Source organism: Salibaculum griseiflavum (genome assembly GCF_003129565.1).
Classification (GTDB): domain Bacteria; phylum Pseudomonadota; class Alphaproteobacteria; order Rhodobacterales; family Rhodobacteraceae; genus Salibaculum; species Salibaculum griseiflavum.
This window is the reverse complement of the sequence record NZ_QETF01000005.1, coordinates 110593-136336: the sequence shown is the minus strand read 5'-3', so window position 1 is coordinate 136336 and position 25744 is coordinate 110593. Positions and strand designations below refer to the sequence as shown.

The following is a 25744-nucleotide window of genomic DNA, read 5'->3' as shown; positions in this document are numbered from 1 at the left end:
GCCGCCGGGCGAATGACTATTCGTCGATTTCGAGGACCATCAAGTCTCGTTCCGACGCGCCACGCGCATGGCTCAGGGCCTGTTGATAGTCCGGGCTGTTGTAGCACGCCACCGCCGCCTCGACCGACGGAAAGCGCGCCACGACGTTACGCGGGCGTTCCTTGCCTTCCAGCTGGACGAACCGCCCGCCCCGGGCGAGGAATTTGCCCCCATGGGCGGCGATGGCCGGCCCGGCGAGCTTAGCGTATTCGCCATAGGACTCGGGGTCGGTAACGGTCACGTGGGCGATCCAGAGTGCGGGCATGGCGTTGCTCCCTCCCTTATTGCAGAACCTGTTCGGCAGCGGCGATCGCCGCCTCTGCATTGGCGGCATCCTTGCCGCCGCCCTGGGCCATATCGGGGCGGCCACCGCCGCCTTTGCCGCCCAGTTCGGCGACGGCCGCGCGCACCAAATCCACGGCGCTGACCCTGTCGGTCAGGTCCTTGGTGACGCCCGCCGCCACGGCGGCCTTGCCGCCGGTATCGGCGATCAGCAACACGGCGCCGCTGCCCATCTGGCCCTTCATCTCGTCGATGATGCCCGGCAGATCCTTGCCGGTGACGCCGGAAAGCACCTGAGCCTTGAAGGATACTCCATTGATTTCCTTGGCCTCTGGCCCGGCCGATCCACCGCCGCCCATGGCCAGTTCACGGCGCAGTTGCGCCACCTCGTTCTGCAGCGCCTTGCGGTCGTCCATCAGCGCCTTGATGCGCTCGGGCACCTCGGCGGCCTGCGTCTTGAGCATCAGCGCCGCCTCGGCCAGGCGGTGATCCTGCGCCGACAGGTAGTCAAGCGCCGCCTGCCCCGTCAGCGCCTCGACACGTCGCACCCCGGCGCTTGACGCGCTGTCACCGAGGCAGACGAAGGCCCCGATATCGCCGGTCTGGCGCACATGGGTGCCGCCGCACAGTTCGATCGACCAGGTCTGGCCATCCAGCCCCTTGCCGGTATCGGCCTTACCCATCGAGACAACGCGCACCTCGTCGCCATATTTCTCGCCAAAGAGCGCCTGCGCGCCCAGCGAGCGGGCATCGTCCGGTGTCATGATCCGGGTGGTGACCGGGCTGTTCTGGCGGATCATCTCGTTCACGCGGTGTTCGATCTGCCGCATCTCGTCCAGCGAAATGGCCTTGCCATGGCTGAAATCGAACCGCAGCCGGTCGGGCGCATTCAGCGAGCCGCGCTGCGCCACATGATCGCCGAGCGCCTCGCGCAGAGCTTCGTGCAGCAGGTGTGTGGCCGAGTGGTTGGCGCGGATATCCGTGCGGCGGCCATGATCGACCTCCAGCTCGGCGCCCTGCCCCCGCGTGATCTCGCCCTCGGTCACTTCGGCGAAATGAATGAAGACCCCGGCGGCCTTCTTGGTGTCGGTGATCGTCGCGCGGCCGGTATCGGTGGTCAGCGTGCCGCTGTCCCCCACCTGCCCCCCGCTTTCGGCATAGAATGGCGTCTGGTTGCAGACGATCTGGACGGTCTCGCCGGATCTGGCGGCCTCGGCCCGGTCGGACCCGCTGACGATGGCGATGATCTGGCCCTCGGCCTTCTCGGTGTCATAGCCCAGGAAATCCGTCGCGCCATGTTCATCGGCGATGTCGAACCAGACGGCCGCATCCGCCGCCTCGCCCGATCCGGCCCACGCGGCACGCGCCTTGGCCTTCTGCTCGGCCATCGCCGCGTCGAACCCGTCGGTATCGACGAGGATGCCGCGGTCGCGCAGCGCATCCTGCGTCAGGTCCAGCGGGAACCCATAGGTGTCATATAGTTTGAAGGCCGTTTCCCCGGGCAGCGACTGCCCCTCTTCCAGCCCGGTGCTTTCCTCGGCCAGCAGTTTCAAACCGCGGTCCAGCGTCTGTTGGAACCGTTCCTCTTCGCCCAGCAGGGTTTCCTCGATCGTGGCCTGCCGTTCGCTCAGTTCCGGGTAGTGTCCGCCCATCTGCTTGACCAGCTCCGGAACAAGGCGATGCATCACCGGATCCTTGGCGCCCAGCAAATGCGCGTGCCGCATGGCACGACGCATGATCCGGCGCAGCACGTAGCCGCGCCCCTCGTTCGACGGCAGCACACCCTCGGCGATCAGGAAAGAGGTCGAGCGCAGGTGGTCCGCGATCACCCGGTGATGCACGTTGCCGTCGCCATCGGGGTCCACGCTGGTCGCATGGGCCGAGGCCTCTATCAGGGCGCGCATCAGATCGGTGTCGTAATTGTCGTGCTTGCCCTGCAGCAGCGCGCCGATCCGCTCCAGCCCCATGCCGGTGTCGATGGACTGCATATCAAGCGGCACCATGGAGCCATCCTCGAACTGCTCGTTCTGCATGAAAACGATGTTCCAGATCTCGATGAAGCGGTCGCCATCCTCTTCCGGGCTGCCCGGAGGACCGCCCCAGATGTGATCCCCGTGGTCATAGAAGATCTCGGTGCAGGGGCCGCAGGGGCCGGTCGGGCCCATCTGCCAGAAATTGTCCGAGGTATCGATGCGGATAATCCGGTCCTCGGGCACGCCGACCTTTTTCCAGATCTCCACCGCCTCGTCATCGGTGTGATAGACCGTGGTCAGCAGGCGCGAGGCGTCGATGCCGAAATCCCTGGTCAGCAGCTCCCATGCGAAAGGGATCGCCTCGGACTTGAAATAGTCGCCAAAGCTGAAATTCCCCAGCATCTCGAAGAAGGTATGGTGCCGGGCGGTATAGCCGACATTGTCCAGGTCGTTGTGCTTACCGCCGGCGCGCACGCATTTCTGGCTGGTGGTGGCGCGCTTGTAGTCGCGATGTTCCAGCCCGGTGAACAGGTTCTTGAACTGGACCATGCCTGAATTGGTGAACATCAGCGTGGGATCGTTGCGCGGCACCAGCGGCGAGCTGGGCACGACCTCATGGCCCTGACGATGGAAATAGTCGAGGAAGGTGCTGCGAATATCGGCAAGGCTGGTCATGGTTCGGTCCCGGGTTTTCTGGCCGGTCAGAAATAGCCCTGCCCCGCGCCACTGTCCACAGGGTGCAAAAGGAAAAGGCACCGGCGCGGCGGCCGATGCCTTCGTGATGTTTCCAAGGAGCGGGGTCGGTCAGCTTTCGACCAGGTCGTCCTCGTCATCTGCGCCCGGCGGCATGTCGAAATCAAGCCCATGGGCCGCACGGATCTTGTCCTCGATCTCGTGCGCGATGGCAGCGTTCTCCTTCAGAAAAGTCTTGGCGTTCTCGCGGCCCTGTCCGATGCGTTCGTCGCCATAGCTGAACCATGCGCCGGATTTCTCGACCACGCCGGCCTTGACGCCCAGGTCCAGCAACTCGCCGTTCTTGGAGATGCCCTCACCATACATGATGTCGAATTCCACCTGCTTGAAGGGCGGCGCCACCTTGTTTTTCACGACCTTTACCCGGGTCGCGTTGCCGACGACCTCGTCGCGGTCCTTGATGGCACCGATGCGGCGAATATCCAGCCGGACCGAGGAATAGAATTTCAGAGCGTTGCCGCCCGTGGTGGTTTCGGGGCTGCCGAACATCACGCCGATCTTCATGCGAATCTGGTTGATGAAGATGACCATGCAGTTCGACCGCGCAATCGAGCCGGTCAGCTTGCGCATCGCCTGGGACATCAGGCGGGCATGGACGCCGACGGAGCTGTCGCCCATATCGCCCTCAAGCTCGGATTTCGGGGTCAGCGCCGCAACCGAGTCGACCACGACCATGTTGACCGCACCCGAGCGCACCAGCGTGTCGGTGATTTCAAGCGCCTGCTCGCCGGTATCGGGCTGCGAGATCAGCAGCTCGTCCAGGTCGACGCCCAGTTTCTTGGCATATTGCGGGTCGAGCGCGTGTTCGGCGTCGACGAAGGCGCACACGCCGCCCTTTTTCTGTTCCTCGGCCACCGCATGCAGGGTCAGCGTGGTCTTGCCCGAGGACTCGGGGCCGTAGATCTCGATGATGCGGCCCTTGGGCAGCCCACCGATGCCCAGCGCGATATCCAGCCCCAGAGAGCCGGTCGAGGTCGCCTCGATATCGCGCATGGCGTTGTCACCGCCCATCTTCATGATGGAACCCTTGCCGAACTGCCGTTCGATCTGCGCCAGCGCGGAATCGAGGGCCTTCTGTTTGTCTGCCGATGCCTTGTCTGTCATTTGAAGAAGATCTGCCGTTGCCATGTTTTGACCCCTTATTTCACACCCGAGAACGGGCGACAATTGCTGCGTCGTTCACCTCTTGTTCTCGTGTATGAGATCAAAAAGAGAACATTTCAATCAAAATCTTCAGAAACGACTTTGCGTGGCAAGGGTTAACAGCGGGTTTACGATGCCGGTATCGGCCGTCAGATCGCCGCTTCGCAGGCCTCGGACAGCGCCTCCGGCACGGCAAGAAGGCCGTGAAGGCCGCAATTTCCTTTGACGAGATCGGACAGTGTGACCTTGTCCAGTTCCGCATAGAAGGCGGCCAGCGCGCGGCTTAGCGCCGGGCGCAGGCGGCATTCGCCGGCCAGCGGGCAGGTATTCGTGGCCGGATAGAAACACTCGGCAAAGGGGATGTCCGATTCGAAGACGCGGAACACCTCTCCGATAGAGATGCGGTCAGCCGGCGCGGCAAGCCGCAGCCCCCCTGTCCGCCCACGAACGGTTTCGATGAAGCCGCCCGCATGGAGAAGGTTCACCACCCGCGCGACGTGATTGGCCGACGCATTGCAGATCTCCGCAACTTCGCCGGACCGGACAAGCCGCCCTTCATTGACCGCGCAAAACATCAGCACGCGAGAGGCGAGGTTGGTTCGGGTGGTCAGGCGCATGGTATCGGTCCGCTGGATCGCATGCGGGTTTTGTCGCAAATCCGCGGCGGGTTTTGCTTGATCCAGATCAGACCGGGGCAGAAAAGCGGCGCCCGTTTCACGACCGGCTATGCGGCGTGGCTCCACGCTGCAGGCCCAGTCGGAATTGCAGGTGCCGGAGCGCGACCTTGGCATAGGGCCGCGCCCAGGCCAGCGGCCAGAGCGGCCCGCCATGACGGCGCGTGAACAAGAGCCAATCGGGCGGATATAGCCCGCGAAACGAATTGAGCCGGCTCCACCGCTCGCGAAAGCCCAGCGAGGGATCGTCCTGCCAGGCCTGGGCGTCGGGGTTGGCGGCACAGCTGGCCAGGGTGCCGGGCGCGAGCCAGGCGCTCCCGCCGGCCCGGCGCAGGCGCAGCCCGTAATCCACATCCCCCCAGGCATGCAGGAACCGCGGCCCCAGGTTGCCCACCCGCGCCACCGCCTCGGACGATAACAGCACGCAATTCCCGGCCGTGGTGGCAACCTGGCGGGGGTGATCCGGCCAGGGCCCCACGGGCTGCAGCCCGAAAAGCAAACCCGATTTGGTGACGAAACCGCCATAGGTGCAGGCCCCGGTTTCCGGATCGCGGGTCGCGCCCATGATCGCGGTGCAGGCCTGTCCGGCGCGCCGCAGGGCGGCTTGTGTCGAGAGCAGCCGGAAGATTGCGTCATCATCGAGATCGGTATCGTCGTTGAGCCACAGCACCGCGTCGAAGCCAGCACGCATGGCCTGGTCGAAGGCCAGCCGCATCCCGCCGTTCCAGTAGAGCGCGCCGGTGCCCTCGAGCACGGTCACCTTCGGAAAGGCGGCACGCACCGCCGGGCCGGTGCCATCGGTGCTGCCATCGTCAACGAGGTAGATATCGAGGTCGAAAGCCGTGCCGCGCCCCGCCTGCCGGTGCAATGCGGCCAACGCAGCCAGACTGCGCGCGCGCCTGTTGAAACAGGTCAGCAGAACGGCGATCCGAACGGGCCCGGTCATCTCCGCCCTTCCCCGCTGTCCACCCTTTGCCGGGGTCCGGCCATCAGACCTAGACGCGCATCCGGCGCGGCATATGCAGGCTGACCGGGTCTCAATAGCCCAGCCTTTCTGCGAATTGCTGCCAATGTGCGGCGTAATACGCGCGGGCTGCCGGGGCCAGTGCGCCAACGGGATCGGCCTGTCTGAAACTGCCGGTTGCATGATCCGGCAAGGACGGCTTGAAGGCAGGCGAGGCCGCCATGAGGGCCCGCCTGAAGGCCGCCCGGTCCCCCAGCCGCAGGAAGGCGGCAAGCTGCTCGTAATAGGCGGGATCCCGAGCGGTGAACAGTTCTTCGATGCGGATGCGCAGAAAGGCCCGCTCTTCGAAACACGGCACGAAGGACACCATCCGTTCGAAGAGCCACGGAAAATGCGTCATGGTGATGATCTGGCGCGCGCCCTCATCCGGGGCCGCACGCAGCGCCCCGGTCAGGGTCTGTCCGCCCAGATGGGGTTGTGCCGTGCGGCGCGCCCAGGCCTCGGTGCCGCGCAGGTGATAGCGGGTCGCGCTCAGCACGAAACTGGCGGGATGGCGGGTAAAGACGACGAACCGCCCATCGGGCCGATGCAGCAGGCCGTGTTCGACAAGACAGGCCAGATCGAAGTTGCGGCAGCGGAAATTCACGATCCGGCCCGGGCGGGGGCGGCTGATCCGCCGGGCCGTCGCCATCCGGACATCCCGGACATAGGGCTGCCCCCGGTCCAGCCTGTGCAGGGCGTTCGTGTAGTTGTTTCCACATTTGTGAAACAGCAAGAAGCAATTGGCGGCAGGCCGGTGGCGCAGGCTCAGGCGGGTCCAGAGGGCGTCGATCACGGGCTGGCCTCCTGGCGCCTCAGGGCGACCAGCGTGGGCTGCGTTCGCAGCCCCAGCCACCAGCGGCAATACCCCAAGGCCAGAAGGTTCTGAAGGGCCACGGCCACGGCGGCGCCGAACGCCACACCGCGCAGCGGGTCTTGCGCCGCAAGGCTCAGCGAAAGGGCAAGACCCACCGCACCCGAGACCAGCGCGACCACCATGGCCGGCCTCTGCGCCTCGGTCGCGGTCATCACCAGAAGCGGTGAGCCGGTGGCCGCATTGAGCGCCTGCCCGGCCAGAAGGATCAGCAGCGCCGGCCAGGCCGGTCCGAAGGCCTCACCGAAAAGCAGGATCAGAAGTCCCGGCCCACCCAGCACAAGGGCCGCAAGCAACAGGATCGACACCGCAAGGACGGCCGCTGCGCTGCGGCCCAGCAATGCCTGCAAACCGGCCAGATCACCCTGTCGCCACAACCGGGCGACAACAGGCCCAAGCGCCAGATTGACCGCCAGAAGAGGCAGCGCGACCAGCCGCGCCACCCGAAGCGCCGCCCCGAAGAGCGCCGCGCTTTCCGGTGACCCCATCAGGCCCGAGATCCAGAGATGCGCCTCGACCAGGGCGGCATTGGCCGCAACGAGCAGCCAGAGCGGAAGGCTCATTCGGACCACCGGCGCCAGGCTGACGCCCGGTCTTTCCGGCAATGTCGCCGTTTCGCGCCGCATCGGCACCAGTGCCGCGAGGCCCGCCAGCACCGCCGCCCCCGCCGCAAGTTCTGTCACCGCTATAAGGCCGGGTGAACCGCCCAGCACCAGCAGGCCCAGCAACGCCATGGCCAGCAAAAGGTTGTAAAGAAAGGTCTCGAACAGGCCGAAAAGCCCCACGCGCCCCATCGCCCGCAGGCCATGGGCGATGGCCTGTCCACAGGTTCGCGCGCCTAGCCACAGGAGGACAAGCACGGCCAGGAGCAGGCCCGCACCATCCACACCGGCAAAGGCGGCAACCCTGTCAAACTGGGCAAGCCCGATCACCGAGACGGCCAGAAGGACGATGCCGATATAGACCCCCATGCCACGCAGCACGGGGCGTACACCGCCAGCATCGAGACCGCCACCGAGCGCCTGTGCGACAAGCGGCACCGCACTGTGGGTCGTTCCGGCCATGGCAAGCAGCGCCGCGACCTGCACCAGGCTGGCCAGAAGAAAGAAGCTGCCCAGCGTGTCGAGCGGCAAGAGCCGAGCCAGAGCCATGTTGATGACAAGGCCCAGAAACATGGTCGCCACACGGGCCGCCCCCACAAGGCCGCTTGCCCGCAGGACGCCGCCACCCGGGGCCTTTGCGTCAGCCATCTGCGGCCTCATAGCCTGCCCGAGCCAGCAGCGTCGGACCGATTGCGGCCATCACCCTGTTGGCCTGATCCGGCGTCAGGCGCGCTCGCCAGCCTGCCACCTGCCCGCCCCGGAAGGTCGGCGCGGTTGTGTCGAACACCCCGGCCATGCGGGCGCGCCTGTCCTCGGTCAGTTGACACCCGAGGTGATCGGCAATCGCCTGCAATGTTGCGCTTTGGGCCGCCGCAGAGCCGCCGCCGCGCGGACCTACCAGGTCTTCAAACCGAACAAGCAGCGTGCCGGGGTGCGTGTCCCAATCCAGCACGCTTTCGATAGCCTGTTTCAGGGGCAACAACGTCAGCCCGTCCCGGCCAGTTTCCCCGCCGTTGATGACAAGATCCACCCGCTGTTCCGGGCACAGCGCCGCGAACCGGTCCTGCAGGAAGTGCCGCCATCCCCCGGCATCCAGAACGAAGGGCACCATCGACGCCACGACCGCCCGCGGATCGCGTATGATCGTGACCGAACGGAGTCCGGCCTTGGTCATCAGTTCAGCGGTTATCGGGTGATACGGTATATGCGCCTTGACGAAGCTGCCCGGCGCGCGCGGCGCCAGCCGCCGCGCCAGCGCGGCCTTGTCCAGGGAGCGCGGCGTGAAGACCCCGACCGGGACCCCGCCAGCACTGCGCGGATCGGCACCTGGCAGGCACATTCGGGCCCGGCGCCAGGCTGCGGCGCTGCGGGTGTCGAGGAACGCCGGCGGCGTCAGGCCCAGCCTGTCCCCGGCACGTCGCACCAGCGGGCGCGTGGCCTCCCAGTTGCGCAAGCCAAGCAATTCCAGCGCCCGTTCCAGCAGGTGCGTCCCGCTTTTCGGCAGCGAGTTGATCAGGACACCGCCTTCAGCCATGGCTGGCCCCGTCCGCGACGCCAAGGTCGAAGGTCGCCATGGCCACCTGCCGAAAGAAGCGGTCACGCCGCCGGGCGAGCCATTGCGAGCCAGCCCGCGGCGACGGCGCCCCTGCCCGACGCGCATGGCACAGCGCACGGGCGAAAACCTCGGGGCTGTCTGCCATCCGGACATGGTCGGGGACATCCCGGATGTCCCGCAAGGCGACGGAAGTCGCAACCATGGGGCGGCCTGCCGCTATGCCCTCGATCGTCTTGAGCTGAACGCCCGACCCCACCACGGCCGGAGCAGCCAGCACATGGCACTCCTGCATGAACCGCCCCGCATCCGGGACCCGGCCCAACCCGACCAGCCGTGGATCGACCCGATCCAGACCCTCGGAACCTGAACCGGCGACGGCGATGCGAAGCCCCTTCGGTAACCTCGGCAGCACCTTGTCAAGGAACCATTGCAGACCGGTGCGGTTTACCTCCCAGTTCCAGCTGCCGATCATACCGATATCGTAGGACGGAATCGCCAACGCTTCACCAGCGACGGCCTGTCCGGGCAGGTCGAACACCCGCAACCTGCCGGGATCCGGGGACAATTGCCCAAGCGCCGCTGCATCCGCGCGTGTCAGGCACCAGGTCTGGCACGAGCGGTGCAACAGGCGCCGTTCCAGCGGTTCGAGCAGCGCCGCCTCGCGACGGTAGAGCCAACCAGCCGGGCCGCCGCGATACTCTGCCATCGTGCTGTAGAGCCGATGTTCGACGTTATGCGCCAGGAAGATCCGGTTGCGCGGCAGGCCCCGCAGCGCGTCGAGCCAACCCATATGGGCGTGATCCAGGACCAGAAGATCGGCGGCCTCCGGTTTGGCTGCGGCCAGGGCATTGCGATAGGCGCGCGAGGTGAACTTGACATTGGTCAGCGGCGCGCCCAGGGCCAGCGCCTGCCCCGCCCAGACAGAGCGCCGCCAACCAGCCTCGGCCAGTTCGATGGGCCGCGTGCCCGCATCAATCCAGCCCTTGCCTTGCGCGGCGACAGCCCCGGGCCGGCGATACCCTACCACGTGCACCTCATGGCCAAGGGCGGTCAGCGCCTCCAGAAAATTCAGCGTGGCGATTTCACCGCCGGTGCGCCGTTCATGGGGCAAAACGGTGGTGGCGAACAGGATCCGCATCAGCGCCCCGGCGCCGCGCCGCCTGGCACCGGTCTCGGCGTGTCGATCTGGGGGGCGCCGTGGTTCATGATAATCCATCTTAAAGTGCGTCAAGATGAAAATGCACAACTTTACCGATTACTCAACACTCATGAGGCGAGCTGTCTTCTTTTCGACGCCCTGAAAGGCCCGCAATGGCCAGACCCGTTCGCAACGCAAGCCGCCGGATCAAAAGCCACGCTTGCCGCACAACGGCCGCACGCGACGCTCTTGTCAGGGAGCGATGGTCGCGGCCCGCTCACGCAGGGCGAATTTCTGGATCTTTCCGGTCGATGTTCTTGGGATGGTGTCGAAAACGATACGGCCCGGCACCTTGTAGGGCGCGAGGTGATCGCGGCACCACATGCGCAACGTGGTTTCGTCAATGTCCTGGCCCGCATTGAGCTCGACAAAGGCGCAAGGGGTTTCGCCCCACTTCTCGTGCGGCATGGCGACAACCGCCGCCACGGCGACAGCCGCATGCCGGTAAAGCGCCTCCTCGACCTCGATGGACGAGATGTTCTCGCCCCCCGAGATGATGACATCCTTGGACCGGTCCTTGAGCTGGATATAGCCATCGGGATGCACGACACCCAAATCACCCGAATGGAACCAGCCGCCCGAAAGGGCCTTTTGCGTGGCCTCCGGGTTGCGGAAATAACCCTTCATCACGACATTGCCGCGGAACATGACCTCGCCCATGGTCTCGCCATCGCGGGGGACGGGCTGCATCGTCTCGGGGTCCAGCACGTCCAGTTGTTCCAGTGGCAGGTAGCGCACGCCTTGCCGGGCTTTCAGCCGGGCTTGTTCCCCAGCGGACAGGTCCGACCAATCGCCATGCCATTCATTGACCACGGCCGGGCCGTAGGTTTCGGTCAGACCGTAAAGATGCGTCACGTCGAACCCGGCGGCGTCCATGCTGGCCAACAGGCTTTCGGGCGGCGGAGCGGCGGCCGTGAAGAACTGCACCCGGCGATCAAGCGCGCGCTTTTCCTCGGCCGGTGCGCTTTCGATCAGGGACATGACGATCGGCGCGCCACACAGATGCGTCACCCCTTCCTCGGCCAGGGCCCGCCAGATCGGCTCGGACCGAACCTGCCGCAGGCAGACATGGGTGCCCGCGATGGCCGACAACGTCCAGGGGAAGCACCACCCATTGCAGTGGAACATCGGCAGGGTCCAGAGATAGACGCTGTGCTTGGCCATCGAGGTGGTCAGCGCGTTGCCCTGCGCAAGCAGGTAAGCGCCCCGGTGGTGCGAGACCACGCCCTTGGGGTCGCCCGTGGTGCCGGAGGTGTAGTTGATGGAAATCGCGTCCCACTCATCCTCGGGCACGAGCCATGCAAACTCTGGATCGCCCGAGGCCACGAGAGCGTCATAATCCTCGGCCCCGTCGATGGCGCCGGGGCCGGTATATTCGGGATCGTCGTATTGGATCACTTGTGGCGTAACCTCGGCCAAGGCCAGGGCCTCATTCATCAAGGGCGCAAATTCGCGGTCCACGATGACGATCTTCGCCATGGCGTGATCCAGTTGGAAGGCGATGATCGCAGCATCAAGGCGCGTGTTGATCGAATGTAGAACCGCGCCGCACATCGGCACGCCGTAATGACATTCCAGCATGGCGGGCGTGTTGGCCAGCATCGCCGAAACCGTGTCGCCCCGCCGCATGCCCCTCGCGGCCAGGGCCGAGGCCAGTTGTCGCGCGCGGGCGTAGAAGTCGCGGTAGTTTCGGCGCAGGGCGCCATGCACGATCGCCGTATGGTCGGGAAAGACGCTGGCCGCGCGTTCCAGGAACCCAAGCGGCGTCAGCGGTTGGTGATTTGCCGGTGTCCGCTCCAGGCCGATGTCATAGGGGTTGCCAGTCATGTCTAGCGATCCTGCCAACGGGGCGCGCGCTTCTCGATGAAGGCACCGATGCCCTCTTCGGCATCATGGGCCAGCATATTGTCGACCATGACCTGGCTGGCATAGTCATAGGCCTCGGCCAGCGGCATTTCGCGCTGCGCGTAATAAGCGCGCTTGCCGGTGGCCAGGGTCATGCTTGATTTCGAGGCGATCTTGCGGGCCATCTCCATTGTCGTGGCCTGCAATTCCGCCTCGGGCACGGCGTAGTTCACCAAGCCGATCTCGGCGGCACGGGCGGCGGGCACCATATCCCCGGTCAGCAGCATTTCCATGGCGTGCTTGTTGGTGGTGTTACGCGACAGGGCCACCATGGGGGTCGAGCAGAACAGCCCGATATGCACGCCGGGGGTGCTGAATTTCGCGGTCTCCGCCGCCACGGCCAGATCGCAGCTTGCCACCAACTGGCAGCCCGCGGCGGTGGCGATGCCGGTCACCTCGGCGATCACCGGCTTGGGGCAATTGACGATCCCCTGCATGACGCCGGAACACTGGGCCATGACGCGCGTGAAATAGGCCCGGCCGCGATCTTCGGCGTCGCGCCCGGCGGTCATTTCCTTGAGGTCGTGACCGGCGCAGAAGGCCGGGCCGTTGGCGGCCAGAACGATCACACGGACCGCCGGGTCTTTTCCTGCCCCGGCGATGGCCTCGCCCAGTTCCGACAGCATCGCTTCGGACAACGCGTTGCGTCGCCCGACGTCATTGAGGGTCAATCGCAGGATGCCGTCCTCCGAAAGGTCGCGCAGCAGAATGATGCTTTCGTTCTTCATGACGCAGGTCCCTTTGAGCCGATCAGTTGACGTTGATTTCCACGCTGTCAGCCAGCGTGTTGGCGATGAAGCAATAGCGGTGCGCGCGGTGCTGCATCTCGTCCAACTTGTCCGGTGCGACCGCAAAGCCGGTGTCGAACCGCACCACCGGGTTCAGGTCGATCCGCGTGACCGACATCTGCCCCTTGGGGTTCTTGCCCAGATGCGCCTCGGCATAGTCGTGGTAGCTGGCCACGGGCCAACCGGCCTTGGCGCAAAGCGCCAGGAAGGTCATCATGTGGCAGCTTGACAGGGCCGCGGCGAGCGCCTGTTCGGGGTTGGTGTGGTCGGGATCTCCGCCCCAATCGGGGGCGGAGTCCACTTGCACCTCGTAGGTGCTGTTGTACTGCACGGTGTGGGCGTTGGAATACTTGCCGGTTTCCAACGCCGGTTCGTCGCGGTGCCAGTGCAGTTCGACCGCGAGATCGGAGAGGGTCGCCGCCTTCATGCCGTGGCCTGCGCGTCGATGGCGGCACCGGTCGCGGCAATCTGCTTGCGCGGGTCGAAGAAGGGCTTTTCCACGACGGTCGCGGTGGTTTCGCCGGCCTGGGTCAGGATTTCCAGCTGGGTGCCCAGTTCGGCGGCCTCGACCGCGACCATGGCCAGCGCGATGTTCTTCTTCAGGCGCGGCGAGTAGACCGCCGAGGTCACCTTGCCCACGGTCTCGCCTTCGTGGTTGATGGACCAGAACGTGGTGTTCGGGCCGGTCATCGGCTCGCCGTCGATGATCAGGCCAACCTGCTTGCGGGTCACACCGTTGTCACGGATGCGTTGCAGGGCGAACTTGCCGATGAAATCGGCCTCCATGTCGAGGTTCACCAGACGATCAAAGCCCAACTCGAAAGGGTTGGTCGTGATGTCGGCATCGGCGTGATAGGACAGCATGCCACCTTCGATCCGGCGAATGGTCGAGGTGTGGCCGGGCTTGAGGCCCATGGGCAGACCAACGGCCATGATCCGCTCCCACAGGGCGTCGCCATAGGCAGAGTCGCGCAGGTAGATCTCGTAGCCCAACTCGCTGGACCAACCGGTGCGCGAGACGATCAGCGGGATGCCGTCCAACTCGGCCTCGATGAACCAGTAATAGCGCAGGTCCATGATCTCGGGGCCGAAGAGTTCCTGCATGATTTCGCCCGATTTCGGGCCCTGAAGCTGCAGGGGCGATACATCCGGCTCCGTGATGGACACATCCAGCCCCGAATGCACGGCAACGCCCTGCGCCCAGAGCAGGATGTCGCTGTCGGCCAGCGAAATCCAGAAGTGATCTTCGGCCAACTTGAGCAGGATCGGGTCGTTCAGGATGCCGCCCTCGGCATTGGTGATGAGGATGTATTTGCACTGGCCCACCGCCATGGTCGACAGGTCACGCGGGGTGAGCATCTGCATGAATTTCGCGGCATCTGGGCCGGTGATTTCAACCTGGCGCTCGACGCCGACGTCGCACAGGATCGCGTCGTTCACGAGGTTCCAGAAGTTCTGTTCCGGATCACCGAAATCGCGCGGGATATACATGTGGTTGTAAACCGAAAACCCCTGGGCGCCCCACCGCACGGTGGCGTCGAAGTAAGGCGATTTCCGGATTTGAGTGCCAAAGCCAAAGTCTTGAGATTGCATGATGTTCTCCACCCTCATTCGAGCTTCGGGCCCCGCCCTAGGCTGCGTTGTCTCCTGAGGCGGATGTAGAGTGTTTGCGCCGATCCTGTGGGCTGAAGTTGCGGGATTTTGCAGACCGTTCAGGCTTGGATTCAGGGCTTTACGGACCGATTGGACCAACTTGCCAAATCGCGACATCGGCGATGTCGCAAACCTTATTTGCTGCCATGAGCCACCAGCTTGGCGAGGTTGGGTTGCTCGGCCTTGATCAGGCGCGTGGCGAAATAGGTCATGTAGCGGTCAATGGCCAAATCCGCCGACAAGAGATCATCCATCAAGCTCTGGAACGACGAAAGCGTCGGGCAGACCACGGTCATCACATAATCGATGCCGCCCCCGGTCGCGACGCAGTTGATCACCTCGTCGACCTGCTTGATGTAGTTTTCGAACCGGTCGAAATCGGCCTTGCGATGATGGGTCAGCGACACCGTGACCACCACACGGGTCGCGTCGACCACCCGCTCCAGCGCGATATCGGCGTGATAACCGCGGATATAGCCCGCCGTGCGCAACCGGGTCAGCCGCGCCCAGCACGGCGTCGCCGACAGGTTCACGATCTCGGCCAGTTTTGTCTTGCTCAGCTGCCCATGCTTTTGCACCGCGCTGAGAATGCGAATATCTGTCGGATCGAGCCCTTGCCGCTCTCGCATCTTTGTCCGCCTTGTCGACTGAGCGTCACGCCACCCGCGTCGCAAACGGCGCGGTACGATTCGTTGCAACATTATGACGCCAAGCCAACCGGGAACGAAGCACTTTTGCGACCTCTTGAGGAAAACCAGCGTCACCGACCATGACGGCCCACTTTGATGCCACGGTCAGCCGGGCGGCGCAGATCGCCACGTTTGCTTCGAACGTCCTTCCCCGGTTGCGGACACCCCCTACCGAGGGACCTGGCCACCGCCAATCGCCCGAGTTGTAACGGGGCGCTTCGCCTGTCGGCTGCACGCGCCCTGTGAGGCGGCGATCGGTGTAAGACCCGATCACATGGCCGGTTGCAGTCCCGCACGCTGTCCTTCAATACCACGACCTCCATGGGCCGGCTGACGCTGAACATCCTGCTCAGCTTCGCCCAGTTCGAGCGCGAGGTGATCGGCGAACGGATCTCCGACCGCTACGTCAGCCGCCTCCTGCGCCTTGCATGGCTGGCACCGGTCGTCCTCGAGCGACTGGTCGTGCGCCGCGAGCCCTGCGCGATCAGCCTCTACGACCTTTGCTTCGTCGCGTCCCTGCCTTGGGAGGAGCAGTCGGTGCGAGTGTTCGACTGAGAGTCAGTCAAGTAAGCCCTGAACGCTGTCACCTTCACAGCAAGCGTTGCATCCGAAAGCGGAGTACCTTGCCGTGTCGGCACGAAATAAACTCCACGCGGTAGGCGTCCTTCTTCTGCTGATCCTTCCGCAGCAGGAACGATGGCGCATCCCAGAAATCGTCTATCTTCACGCCTCCCTTCGCCATCGCCTTCTTCGAGAAGGTTAGGTCCAGCCTGGCTCGCGTTCTCGAGTTCCGAAACGTGAAGACAAAGCGGCCAGGCCCATCCTGGAGGTCATCTAGGTCATAGATGTCCAGAGTTTGCCCGTGACGATCTTTTATGACGATCGAACCGCGGACGGCGCGCGGCGCCTTCAATGGACGATTGCTGTTATCGGTACATGGATGCTTCGGCCACGGCCAGCCGAGGTCGTCAAAGAACACCCGGCCACCGTAGCGGCTCTGGTAGTAGAACACCTTCTCCCCACATACCGGACAATAGGCGTTGGGATTGACGTAGGATTCAACTGATCTGAAAGGCGCATTGGACAAAGGGCTGGACGTCGCGGCGGAGCACCAGCCCCCATTGAGGTGTATCGGCTTGAGAACGCCGTCTACGTGCCGAAACACGATTGGTTCGCCGCAAGTCCAACAAGTCGCCAAAGTCTACCTTTCAATCAGACTCCATATTTCCCAATGATACCGATGGCTTGCCAGCGCTGTCTACATTCGCAAAGGTTGTTGACCCGTCCTTCAGTGAAAGCTGGCCTGAAACGACGTCGGCGTAAGCGAGACATGCGCATCGAGTGGCGGGTAAAGCTCGAACGCCCGCGGCTCGCGCGAGAAATTCCACATCCGGAAAAGGCACCACTCCGCGCGCCGTTCGTCGGCAACGGCCAGCTCGTTGCGCGTGATGTGGAAGGGCGTCCGTTCCCAGCCGTTCGTCGTCTTAACCTCGATCAGGCGCGGCCGGCCATCCGGCGCGTAGCTCGCAATGTCGTAGCCCGCGCCATCGCCGTCCTCTTCCGAGACCCAGCGGACCTTGCGCGCCAGGTCATCGCGCCCCGCGGCTTTCAGCGTGGCGTGCTCATGGGCCAGGACACGTTCTTCGCCAGCGCGGCCGAGGGCACGATTGCGTTCGTCGCGGCCCGCCACGTCGAACTTCCTGACGATGTGCAGCATCTGGTCCAACTCTTGCGGAGGAGGCTGGTTGGAGAGCGTGGGCAGAGGACCGATCCAGATCGGTGCCGCCTCGCGCATGCCGGTCGCAGGGGGCATGCCTGGCAACCGGCCGAGCCAGTCCGGGTGCAGCGCCAGCCACCGCGCCACCGCATCGACCAGCGTCATCTGGAAATTGAAGGCGGGCTTGTAGCCGGGGATCCAGTCCTCGCCGAGCCCCTTGAGCACCGCGCTGATGTTCTGGTGCTTGAACTCGACCGATCCCTCAGACCGGTCGTTCAGAAGCGGCAGGAGCGCCCGGCGATGCTCGGCTTTGCTGTAGCGGCGCCCGGTGATGTCGTCGGCCAGCATCGCGAAATAGTCCGCGACGATCAGGTCGTTTTCTTCATCGGTCCAGGGGCCACTCGCCATGCTGCCAGGCTAGAGGCGCGATGTGCGTTTGTCATCAATGGCTTCGTTGAGCCCGTCGCTGAATGCTCCGCCACCGCTACGCGCCGTTCTGCCAGCGCACCCATCGGCTACGCCTCCTGCATGGTCGGTCTCCGTTCCGGTCGATAGCGATGGAAACAGGGCGCGCAGTTTCGGCGGGCTTGCGAGTCAGGCCATTGGAAAAGCAAGGAGATTTTCGACCGAACCGAAATCGGCGCGGTTCGCCCGACCAGAGACGAGAGACCATTCAGAGACGGAAATCGCTGTGTGCCCGCGTCTCAGCGGTTCGCACCCATACGGCAAATCCCTTTGAATAAGGGAGAACATCCGCCTCGGACGGGCGGCCTGAACGGGTTCGCAAGGGTGATGGTGGCGGATCGGAAGTCCTCCTAATATCTGTTCATGACTATTCACCGGAGTCACAAAGCATCATAAAAGTACGTATTATTGTAGATACTTGGAACCCGACCTCACCGCGATTGTCCGCTGCAGTTCGCCAAAAGTCAGCCTATTTTAGGGGAACGGTTTTGGTAACGGAAGTGGAGGGCCGACAGAATGCCAAAGAAGGTAAAGAACGCATTGACTCCGCTGCAGGTCCGGAACGCAAAGCCGGGGCGGCATGCTGATGGCGGAGGGCTGTACCTGCTTGTCAAGGCGAGCGGTGCACGGTCGTGGGTCTTCCGCTTCCGCCTCAACGGGGTGTCGCGCGATATGGGCCTGTCACGTTGCCCAGAGGCAATCGCATTGTTGGAGAAGTCCCAGAAGGACGAGCTCTCGCTAGCGGAAGCACGCGACGTAGCTGCGATCTACCGAATGAAGGTGAAAGCGGGCATTGATCCGCTCCTAGAACGGCAGGAGGCTGCCGCTCGGCGCGCTGAGGAAAGCGCTCTGCGTGAAGCAGAACAAAAGACTTTCAGAGATGTCGCCGGTGACTACCTTGCCTCTCACGAGACCACATGGCGCAACGCCAAGCATCGACGACAATGGTACAACACACTGCGAGATTATGTCTATCCCACGATCGGGGATATGGCTGTGAAGGATGTTGAGACACAGCACGTCTTAGAAATCCTAGAACCGATCTGGACCACCAAAAGCGAGACCGCAAGCCGGCTACGCGGCAGAGTCGAGAACATTCTCGACGCGGCAAAGGTTAAGGGTTACCGCACTGGCGAAAACCCCGCGCGCTGGCGCGGCCACCTTGATAAGATCTTGCCGCCACGCAAACGCCTGTCTCGCGGGCATCATGCAGCCCTGCCCTATCAACACGTCCCACAGTTCATAGCCAACCTTCGGTCACACTCGGCAACAGGCGCCCTCGCTCTCGAATTCCTCATCCTAACCGCAGCCCGTACCGGCGAGGTGATCGGCGCGGAGTGGGACGAGATCAGCTTTGATGCCCGAACTTGGACCATACCGGCAATGCGCATGAAGGCGGGCCGTGAACACCGCGTACCTTTGTCTGAACGCGCCTTGGATATCCTGCACCAAACGCAACAACTTGGTGGGACGCACCTCTTCCCCGGACAACGTGGCAAGGCCATGTCAGGCATGACGATGTCGATGCTTCTACGCCGCATTGAGAATTCGGTGACGGTTCACGGATTTCGTTCGAGCTTCCGGGACTGGGCATCAGAGACGACATCATATCCAAATGAAGTCTGTGAGGCTGCGCTGGCGCATACGATCAGCAATAAAGCCGAAGCTGCCTACCGGCGGGGAGATCTCTTTGCCAAGCGACGTCAGCTCATGGATGAATGGGCAGACTATTGCGCCAGCTCCGTGATACCCACAGAGGATGCAGAGGCGGTTTAGCGTCATGTCAGAAGCAGCGGAACGAATTTCTTTAACGAGCGCGTTGACACTCGCCGCATTCGGCGTCGAGGTCTCAGGAGAGCGGTTTGCAAAGGAACTGAATACGAAACATTTCGGCTTCACGCGGGAAGAAGCATTCTCAAAATTGACCGATGCGCTCGACGCGCTTCTACAGAAAGCGGACTCGGGGAGGCTTGTCTTGCACGGTAGATTTTCGCGTGAGGCCAATGCCGACGGGACCGAAGAGATCGCGCGCCTCCCGCCCGACAGCGCGCTTTCTTACAAAGCTTTTGATTATCGTATAGACGGCCTCCGATTTGGCGACACTGCTCTACTATGGTTCAGCCCAACAGAGGACCCTTACCGACAGCCCAGCTTCGCGCGCCCCAACCATTACCGTGACATTACCGTGGTGCGCGGGCAGCTTCGCAAGTTTCTTGGCACTGGCAGCTCGCCGTACCTGCAGGAAACTAAACCACAGCCACTTTCGGGTGCCGACCTGATGGCTTGGTGGGATGGGCTATCTAAAGAACAAAAGGGCATGTCACGCGAAAAGCTGTGGGAGTTGGCCAAAAATAGCCACCCAAACCATAAGGTTACGCGAGAGCGCGTACGTAGGCTCGGCGGCCCGCGCGAACCGGGTCGACCAAAATTGGCCAAGAAATAACTGGCCGATTAACGGCCAATTTGGGCGGCCGAATTTCCTCTGAGAATGTCCAGCAAACGCCACCACACGGAGCTGGACATGACCACACCTGCACGGACCAAACGCCTCGGATACCGCGTCTGGGAATTCTGCGACGCGACCGGTCTTGGACGGACCAAGGTCTACGAGCTGATTGCACAGAAGCGCCTTGACGTGGTTCGGGTCGGCCGGTGCACGATCATCACCGCAGATAGCGCTGAAGCCCTCTTTCGGGATCTGACGGGAGAGGCAGGATGATTGTTCCTTGTGAGCCTCCACGCCCAAGCCTTCTGAGCAGCTAGTCGAGCCAAAAAAAATGGAACAGACTGGCTTCCCGCCGCACGGCGGGGAGAAGGGAGAGGTGCGCTCTCCCAACCCCAGACGTGCGCATATCTCGATCATCGAGTCGAGTCATCGACCCGTTGTGAAGACCTTTCGGTGGCGAAACGACGCCATCGAAAAGCAGCACGGCGCGCAGATCAGCAAAGGGCGCGCGATGACGGTTGAGGCAGATACAGCGGCTGACCTGCTCCGTGTCGTCGAGCACCTTGGGCCAAAGCAAGCACTGGCTCTGGGTGTGTTGAGCACGGCTAACCAATGGATACCACTTGCGAGCACTGCTAACGCGAAGCCGGGCGAGATTACCCGTACTCTCAAGTGGTTTTCATTCCACGAAGGCCCGGGGTGGTGCCTGTTCGATATCGATACAGACGACATGCCGGACAGCCTTGTCCGCAAAAAAGGCAACCGTGAATGGTGGGATGTGATCACGGAACTCGTCCCCGAGCTGCAGGGCTGTGAGCACTTGGTGGTGCCATCTTCCTCAGCTGGCATTGTTCCACCAAGTGGCGTCGCCAGCGAAGCTCAAGGTCTCCATGTCTACGTCAAACTGGCCAAGGCCAGTACCTGCAAAGAGCTGGTTCAAAAGGTCTATGATCGACTTTGGGCAGCCGGATACGGTTATGTGAAGCTCGCAAAAGACGGGAAACAGCTTCTTCGGACACTCATCGATAAAGCCGTCGCCAGCCCAGAGCGCCTTATCTTTGAAGCCGAGCCAATTGTACTTGAACCACTGGTCCGCAATCCACCCGGCAAACGTCTCCACCCGGGGCCGGCCTTGCGGGACATCGCAGATGCCAATGCGGATAGCGTGTCAGAGCTTCAGGCTGAGGCTGAGGCGGCAACGGGTAATGCAGCCAAGACCCAGCGGAGAAAATATGTAGACGAGAAGGCGACAAAGCTCAGCAAAGAAGCGGGAATTAGCAAAACAGCAGCCCGCAGACGCGTGACCGTCCAAACACGCGACCGCGTTATGGAGGACGATGACACCATAGAGACTGCTCCGGGCAAGTTTGAGCAAGTCGGGGCCCTGTTGGACCGCAAACCGGGCTCCCTTGGTCTGCCCTGCCCGGTTGAAGGCAGCGACTACGGCACGTCAACCGCCTACTTTCATCCCGCAGATGACTATTCCCCAGTACCTCGCATCATCTCGTTCGCGCATGGTGACAAAACGTTCTTCAACTTCGAGCGATATCGCCGGCTTTGGGGGCTGCGCTGGACAGACGGCGGCGACGAGGCACAGGGTGTAGCACCGCAAACAGCCGACGATGCGCAACGGTCGTTGAGCGCGCATGTTCAGCACGCTATACGAGAAGAAATCCTTCCGGCGCAACGAAAAAGCCGAGGGAAAGAGGGGCAAGGTGCGCCAGAATTGCTTTTCAGCGCCAGCGTGGGAGTAGACAAATCCTCCGTAATCGACGAAAATGTACCTCTCACACTCGCGCAAGGGAAGCGCGATTTGATCGTCGTCCCGACGATAGAGCTTGCAGAAGAGCGCTGTACGAGTCTTTCAAATCTCTATGGCGACATCGCCGGGGTATGGCGGGGAATTGACCAACCCGACCCAAATCAACGAGCCCAGAAAATGTGTCTTAGATCTGACGCGGTGAAAGCAGCGCGGGGCCTTGGCGCTGACATATCAGCGATTTGCGGATCAAAAAAGGCGGGGTTTTGTCCATACCACCCCGATGGAGCAAGCCACATAACTTGTGGCTATCGGCAGCAAACCCTTCGCAACAAAAGTGTTGTCATCATGGCGGGCACGCAAGCACTCCAGCGCGCTTTGCCTAAAGGTTGTAAGAAGGCGACGGGCTGGCGGCCCGCGGAACTACCCCCTCAAGTGTGGACGCAGCTTGAATTGCTCGACGGGGGGCCAGACGCCGAGATACACAGCGAGCCATACAGTGATCGCGATTTTGATCTTGCCATAATCGATGAGACGGATCCATCCGCTTGGATCGAGGGCGCCGAGGGGCGGGAAGCGCTCCTCCTTTCCGCAACCCGATCCAATTTCGCCAATCTCCCAGCCTCCCCCGAAAAAACCGTGGTTCTCGAATTCATAGATCAGCTCGGCCATCTGATCGCTGACTGTGACCTGCTTTTCCCCGATTCTGGGTTCTTGGCCAATTTTGGGGATAACCTGAGGCAGGTGCTGGCCGCGATTTGGGAGTTGATACCTGATGTTCCCAAACCCGCAGAGCTGCGCCAGCTTGATGCGTCGGACATACGAATGGCCTATGCAGAACAGCTCGCATTGCGGGCGTCATGCCTGCACCTATCCCACATCCTTAAAGCCTTCGAAAACGCGATTCACGGCCAATGGAGCCATTGTCGACACGTCGAGTTCCACCGGCAGAGCTCGGGAGATGTTCACGTGTCAGTGCAATCGCGTAAAGACATCCACTCAGCACTCGCGGACGTCCCCAAACTTCTGTTTGACGCCACCGCGCAGAAAGAGCTGCTGGCAGGTGTATTCCCAAACCTACGGCAGGTCTGTGATGTGCGGGCACGCGACGGTGAGGGGGTCCGGCGGTGTCAGCTGCGCGACAGCGCGGTTTCCATGACAGCACTCCGCGAAAACCCAACATGGCCGGCGCGGGCTTTGTTGCTCGCGTCGGTGGTGGAGCGCAGCTGTGGGAAGACGGGACTGATTTCCACCAAAGACCTAATGGCAAAGATAGAGACCGGCATCGACCCAGAGGATCAACTCGAGACAGGCCACCTCGGGGCGGTAAAGGGCGTGAACCGCTTTGAGGATTGTAACGGGCTTATCGTCTGCGGGCGTCTCGCGATACCCCCCAGTGCCGCAGAGCGTACGGCTGCGGTTTTGCTCGATCAGGACATCCTACCGACAGGGGCAAAACACTTCCCAAAAGCAAAAGGATACATTGCAGGCCGTAAACCGGGCACAGGCTGGCCAGTCGAAACCGACACCCATGAAGACCCTGCTGCCAACGCAGCGCGGGCTTCGGTTACCGAGGACCAGCTTGAGCAGGCGCGAGGGCGGGGGCGCAATACACGCCGGACCGTAGAGAACCCCATCATCGAACATCTATTTACAAACGTTCCAACACACTATCCCGTCGACGCCACGTACACTCTCGAGGAGGCGCAGGCGGCGCTTAGCTGGCCCACGCTACTGCTTACGTCAGACGCTTGGGTGGCGGATGGCGCGGGCACTGCTATCGTGGGGGTTATGCTTCGGGCCGCCCTTCAGAAGGCTCAAAGGCGGGAATCCCTATATAGATTACTAATAGGAAATCCCGCCTTTGAGAGTCCCGACCGCGCCGCCAAATGGCGCAAAGACCAGCTGGCCGACAACCCCGAGCTTCAGCGTTTCGTCGACCGGACAGACAAACAATTTGTCAACCGGGCCCCGACGGTGGACATCCTCTACACGCCATTCCCGATCCACGACTTCCGACCCGTCAGAGCCAAGGTCCAAGGCGCACGCTACTACGCCCAGCTCTACGTGCGCACCGCCCCCGACCAGACGCCCCAAGACGCCCTGCGCGCGTTGCTCGGCGATCTGGCCGAGCAGGTAGAGATCGAGTGCGGCTGATCAGCCCTTGAACTGGTCCTTCCAGTCCGGATCGAGCCACCCATGGGCCACGGCCCGCGCTGCGATGTCCTTGAGCTCTGCGCGGATCTGCCGCCCGACCTGTGCCCGACGCTTGGCCTCAGCCCGCTTCTCCTTCGTCAGCCGCCCATGCGTGGTGTGGGCGGCCGCGATCCGTGCTCTGCCTTCCTCGGTCCGTGGACCTGTGCTCTTGCCGCCGTGAAGACGGCAGCGGGCTTTGCCGCGCAGAGCTGGCTTCTGGCATGGCGTGCCTTTCCGAGTTCTGGCCCCACAGCGCTGCCCGGGCCAGTCCGGGCCGAAGCGCGTAGCCTTGCCGATCTGGGTGCCTTTGGTGAACATGGGTGAGCCTCAGTGTAATGCCGTCTTTGAGGTGTTATAGTATCACATTTACTGCAGCAGCGACAGGGTGCGGGTTCCAAGGTCCGAGACCCGAGGCCCAAGGACTAAACCACAGGGGGGCCCCCGTCCAGCGCGCTTCATGGATTACGATCGTCACTCTTCGCAGCTTGGATCATCGGCGCTGCTGTCGTTCTCACGAGCGAGGTCGGATATCAGCTTGTCACGGGACTGCTTGCGCTCGATGCTGCGCGAGAAGTAGCGGGATACTGGCCAAGCGAATAGCAGGCCGACCAGACTCGAGCCTAGGATAGCTGGCCACGAGTAATAGCCCAGCCACATCACCGCGATGGCGCACACACCAGAAAGCGTCGGGGAAAAAACGCAAAACAACAATACGAGCTCAAGGCGATCCATTTTGGGCCTCCTTTCACCGCATCAAGCTGGGCAGTTCACCAGCCCAACGCAAACCATAGTCAAGACATCGTGAGGATCAGCCCCATATGTCGTGGTCCATTTTCCCCGGCCCTCGGGCCGAGGACCGTGAGCCACGTTCCAAGGCTCAAGCTCCGCAGTAGCAAGCGCCAAGACGTCGTCGCCGGGCCCCGGACAAAGGCCCAAGGACCGCGGGCTAGGCACCTCACGCTGAGAACCAAGTTACACCTACGGACGTCCGAAGCCATCTGGACGCCAACCGAGGGCCAAGTAACGCGAGCACCATGCCCCTGCAAGGAAGTGCGCGCCCCTTGGCCCTTGGATCTTGGCGGCCGGGTATTGCCGAAAATCAGAGCGACTTCAGACACGGTTCAGACCAAATAGTTGACTGTAGGATGGTGAAGTTTAGGCTCCCTCACTGCGAGACGAGGCCCAATCTGGTTACGTCTATCAGCTGGGGGGGAATTCTGATGCAGAAGATTGTACTCGCATTTTGGCTGCTCATCGCAATGAGCTTACCAAGCTGCGGTCAGGAGCTTGACAAGGGCGTTTTTTCTCCAATGTCTCGCAGCCTAAACAGCACGCCACATGGTTACGCGATCATCCCTGACCCTACAGGCTCAGCTCCCACGTCGATGGTTGAACGTTTCGAAGTGCGTCCGGGAGACTGTAGTGAAACGCCGGGGTGGTCGGATTGCGAAAATGATCGAGAACGTTCAGAACTCTCGGCAAAAAAGGACCGTTTGGGCTCTAGCTGGTGGTATGGCTGGTCCATCTTCATTCCCGCGGACTATCCGATAGTTTATCCTACCAAGACTGCCCTCGGGCAGTTCCATCAAGTCGGCGCACAGCCGGCATTCATGTTTCAAAACCATTCGGGCGGTCTGACCATTGATCGAAATTTTGGTCGTAGCACGAACACACACCAACTGATCACTCATGAAGAGATGGTGGGACGTTGGACCACAATTGAGGTCTATGCTGAATGGGGAGCGGAAGGTACTTTTCGGGTCTATGTAAATGGTGACCTAGAGTGGGTCTTTATCGGCACCACCGCAGAAGCAGATCCATATTTCAAATATGGTATATATCGGTCTTTCTTAAGTCGGTACCTAAACCACAGCGGAGAGGCCGAAGTTCCGACGCAAGTGGTCTTGTACTCTAATGTGCGGCAGGCCCGGTCACGTGTCGACCTGCAGTCGGGGTACGATGACGAGTCGTTGCCTGAGAGCGGCTATGTACGGGCAAAGCTTTGGTGGGAATAGGGAACCGAGAAAAGC

Annotated in this window: 24 protein-coding genes; 6 read left to right on the top strand and 18 right to left on the bottom strand. The window is 62.4% G+C overall.

Going from position 1 to position 25744, the window contains the following annotated elements:
- Positions 1-16: 16 nt before the first annotated feature.
- From DFK10_RS06705 to DFK10_RS06640, 14 genes are all read right to left on the bottom strand, one after another.
- On the bottom strand, positions 17-304 hold the full coding sequence (locus DFK10_RS06705) for a DUF1330 domain-containing protein (RefSeq protein ID WP_109387886.1): 288 nt from the start codon (positions 302-304) through the stop codon (positions 17-19).
- A gap of 16 nt (positions 305-320) precedes the next feature.
- A complete protein-coding gene (gene alaS, locus DFK10_RS06700) occupies positions 321-2969 on the bottom strand; it encodes an alanine--tRNA ligase (protein ID WP_109387884.1) in 2649 nt (882 codons plus the stop codon).
- Positions 2970-3098: 129 nt separating this feature from the next.
- Complete coding sequence (recA, locus tag DFK10_RS06695) at positions 3099-4175, bottom strand: recombinase RecA (RefSeq protein ID WP_109387882.1); 1077 nt, start codon at positions 4173-4175, stop codon at positions 3099-3101.
- 164 nt (positions 4176-4339) lie between these two features.
- Positions 4340-4807, bottom strand: coding sequence for an RrF2 family transcriptional regulator (locus DFK10_RS06690; RefSeq protein WP_109387880.1), 468 nt, complete (start codon positions 4805-4807; stop codon positions 4340-4342).
- 97 nt (positions 4808-4904) lie between these two features.
- Positions 4905-5810: a glycosyltransferase family 2 protein gene (locus DFK10_RS06685; protein ID WP_217810085.1), complete on the bottom strand. Its 906-nt coding sequence runs from the start codon at positions 5808-5810 to the stop codon at positions 4905-4907.
- A 91-nt stretch (positions 5811-5901) separates the two neighbouring features.
- A complete protein-coding gene (locus tag DFK10_RS06680) occupies positions 5902-6663 on the bottom strand; it encodes a hypothetical protein (protein WP_109387876.1) in 762 nt (253 codons plus the stop codon).
- A complete protein-coding gene (locus tag DFK10_RS06675) occupies positions 6660-7991 on the bottom strand; it encodes a lipopolysaccharide biosynthesis protein (RefSeq protein ID WP_109387874.1) in 1332 nt (443 codons plus the stop codon). Before DFK10_RS06675 ends, DFK10_RS06680 begins: the two co-directional genes overlap by 4 nt.
- A complete protein-coding gene (locus tag DFK10_RS06670) occupies positions 7984-8877 on the bottom strand; it encodes a sulfotransferase domain-containing protein (RefSeq protein ID WP_217810084.1) in 894 nt (297 codons plus the stop codon). Before DFK10_RS06670 ends, DFK10_RS06675 begins: the two co-directional genes overlap by 8 nt.
- Positions 8870-10036 carry a glycosyltransferase gene (locus tag DFK10_RS06665; RefSeq protein ID WP_217810083.1) on the bottom strand — a complete coding sequence of 389 codons (1167 nt, stop codon included), beginning with the start codon at positions 10034-10036 and terminating at the stop codon, positions 8870-8872. The genes DFK10_RS06670 and DFK10_RS06665 overlap by 8 nt, the downstream gene beginning before the upstream one ends.
- 252 nt (positions 10037-10288) lie before the next feature.
- The gene (locus DFK10_RS06660) at positions 10289-11923 is read right to left on the bottom strand and encodes an acyl-CoA synthetase (RefSeq protein ID WP_109387870.1); all 1635 of its coding nucleotides are present in this window, start codon (positions 11921-11923) and stop codon (positions 10289-10291) included.
- Positions 11924-11925: 2 nt separating this feature from the next.
- The gene (locus DFK10_RS06655; RefSeq protein WP_109387868.1) at positions 11926-12729 is read right to left on the bottom strand and encodes an enoyl-CoA hydratase; all 804 of its coding nucleotides are present in this window, start codon (positions 12727-12729) and stop codon (positions 11926-11928) included.
- A 22-nt stretch (positions 12730-12751) separates the two neighbouring features.
- Entirely contained in the window at positions 12752-13216 is a 465-nt protein-coding gene (locus DFK10_RS06650; RefSeq protein WP_109387866.1) for an OsmC family protein, read from the bottom strand.
- Positions 13213-14382, bottom strand: a complete 1170-nt coding sequence (locus DFK10_RS06645; RefSeq protein ID WP_217810082.1) for a glycine cleavage T C-terminal barrel domain-containing protein — start codon at positions 14380-14382, stop codon at positions 13213-13215. Before DFK10_RS06645 ends, DFK10_RS06650 begins: the two co-directional genes overlap by 4 nt.
- Before the next feature lie 194 nt (positions 14383-14576).
- Complete coding sequence (locus tag DFK10_RS06640) at positions 14577-15071, bottom strand: Lrp/AsnC family transcriptional regulator (RefSeq protein ID WP_109387864.1); 495 nt, start codon at positions 15069-15071, stop codon at positions 14577-14579.
- 381 nt (positions 15072-15452) lie between these two features.
- Here DFK10_RS06640 and DFK10_RS16745 point away from each other — a divergent pair, with 381 nt between their 5' ends.
- Positions 15453-15686 carry a hypothetical protein gene (locus DFK10_RS16745; protein WP_408005575.1) on the top strand — a complete coding sequence of 78 codons (234 nt, stop codon included), beginning with the start codon at positions 15453-15455 and terminating at the stop codon, positions 15684-15686.
- A 34-nt stretch (positions 15687-15720) separates the two neighbouring features.
- Here DFK10_RS16745 and DFK10_RS06630 read toward each other — a convergent pair whose 3' ends face one another.
- Both DFK10_RS06630 and DFK10_RS06625 read right to left on the bottom strand, forming a co-directional pair.
- Entirely contained in the window at positions 15721-16143 is a 423-nt protein-coding gene (locus DFK10_RS06630) for a hypothetical protein (protein ID WP_146193236.1), read from the bottom strand.
- 276 nt (positions 16144-16419) lie between these two features.
- Positions 16420-17256, bottom strand: coding sequence for a DUF3883 domain-containing protein (locus DFK10_RS06625; protein ID WP_109387858.1), 837 nt, complete (start codon positions 17254-17256; stop codon positions 16420-16422).
- Between the two features lie 573 nt (positions 17257-17829).
- Here DFK10_RS06625 and DFK10_RS06620 point away from each other — a divergent pair.
- The 4 genes from DFK10_RS06620 (at position 17830) to DFK10_RS06605 (ending at position 23675) form a co-directional block, all read left to right on the top strand.
- Complete coding sequence (locus tag DFK10_RS06620) at positions 17830-19089, top strand: tyrosine-type recombinase/integrase (protein WP_109387856.1); 1260 nt, start codon at positions 17830-17832, stop codon at positions 19087-19089.
- 4 nt (positions 19090-19093) lie between these two features.
- Positions 19094-19756 carry a hypothetical protein gene (locus DFK10_RS06615; RefSeq protein ID WP_146193235.1) on the top strand — a complete coding sequence of 221 codons (663 nt, stop codon included), beginning with the start codon at positions 19094-19096 and terminating at the stop codon, positions 19754-19756.
- 78 nt (positions 19757-19834) lie between these two features.
- Positions 19835-20032, top strand: coding sequence for an excisionase (locus DFK10_RS06610; RefSeq protein WP_109387852.1), 198 nt, complete (start codon positions 19835-19837; stop codon positions 20030-20032).
- 58 nt (positions 20033-20090) lie between these two features.
- Entirely contained in the window at positions 20091-23675 is a 3585-nt protein-coding gene (locus DFK10_RS06605; RefSeq protein ID WP_109387850.1) for a hypothetical protein, read from the top strand.
- Here the strand turns inward: DFK10_RS06605 and DFK10_RS06600 are convergent, their stop codons facing one another.
- Both DFK10_RS06600 and DFK10_RS06595 read right to left on the bottom strand, forming a co-directional pair.
- On the bottom strand, positions 23676-24032 hold the full coding sequence (locus tag DFK10_RS06600) for an HGGxSTG domain-containing protein (protein WP_109387848.1): 357 nt from the start codon (positions 24030-24032) through the stop codon (positions 23676-23678).
- A gap of 153 nt (positions 24033-24185) precedes the next feature.
- Positions 24186-24446 (bottom strand): hypothetical protein, encoded by a 261-nt coding sequence (locus tag DFK10_RS06595; protein WP_109387846.1) that lies wholly within the window; start codon positions 24444-24446, stop codon positions 24186-24188.
- 488 nt (positions 24447-24934) lie between these two features.
- Here DFK10_RS06595 and DFK10_RS06590 point away from each other — a divergent pair, with 488 nt between their 5' ends.
- On the top strand, positions 24935-25729 hold the full coding sequence (locus DFK10_RS06590) for a heparin lyase I family protein (protein WP_217810081.1): 795 nt from the start codon (positions 24935-24937) through the stop codon (positions 25727-25729).
- Positions 25730-25744: the final 15 nt, after the last annotated feature.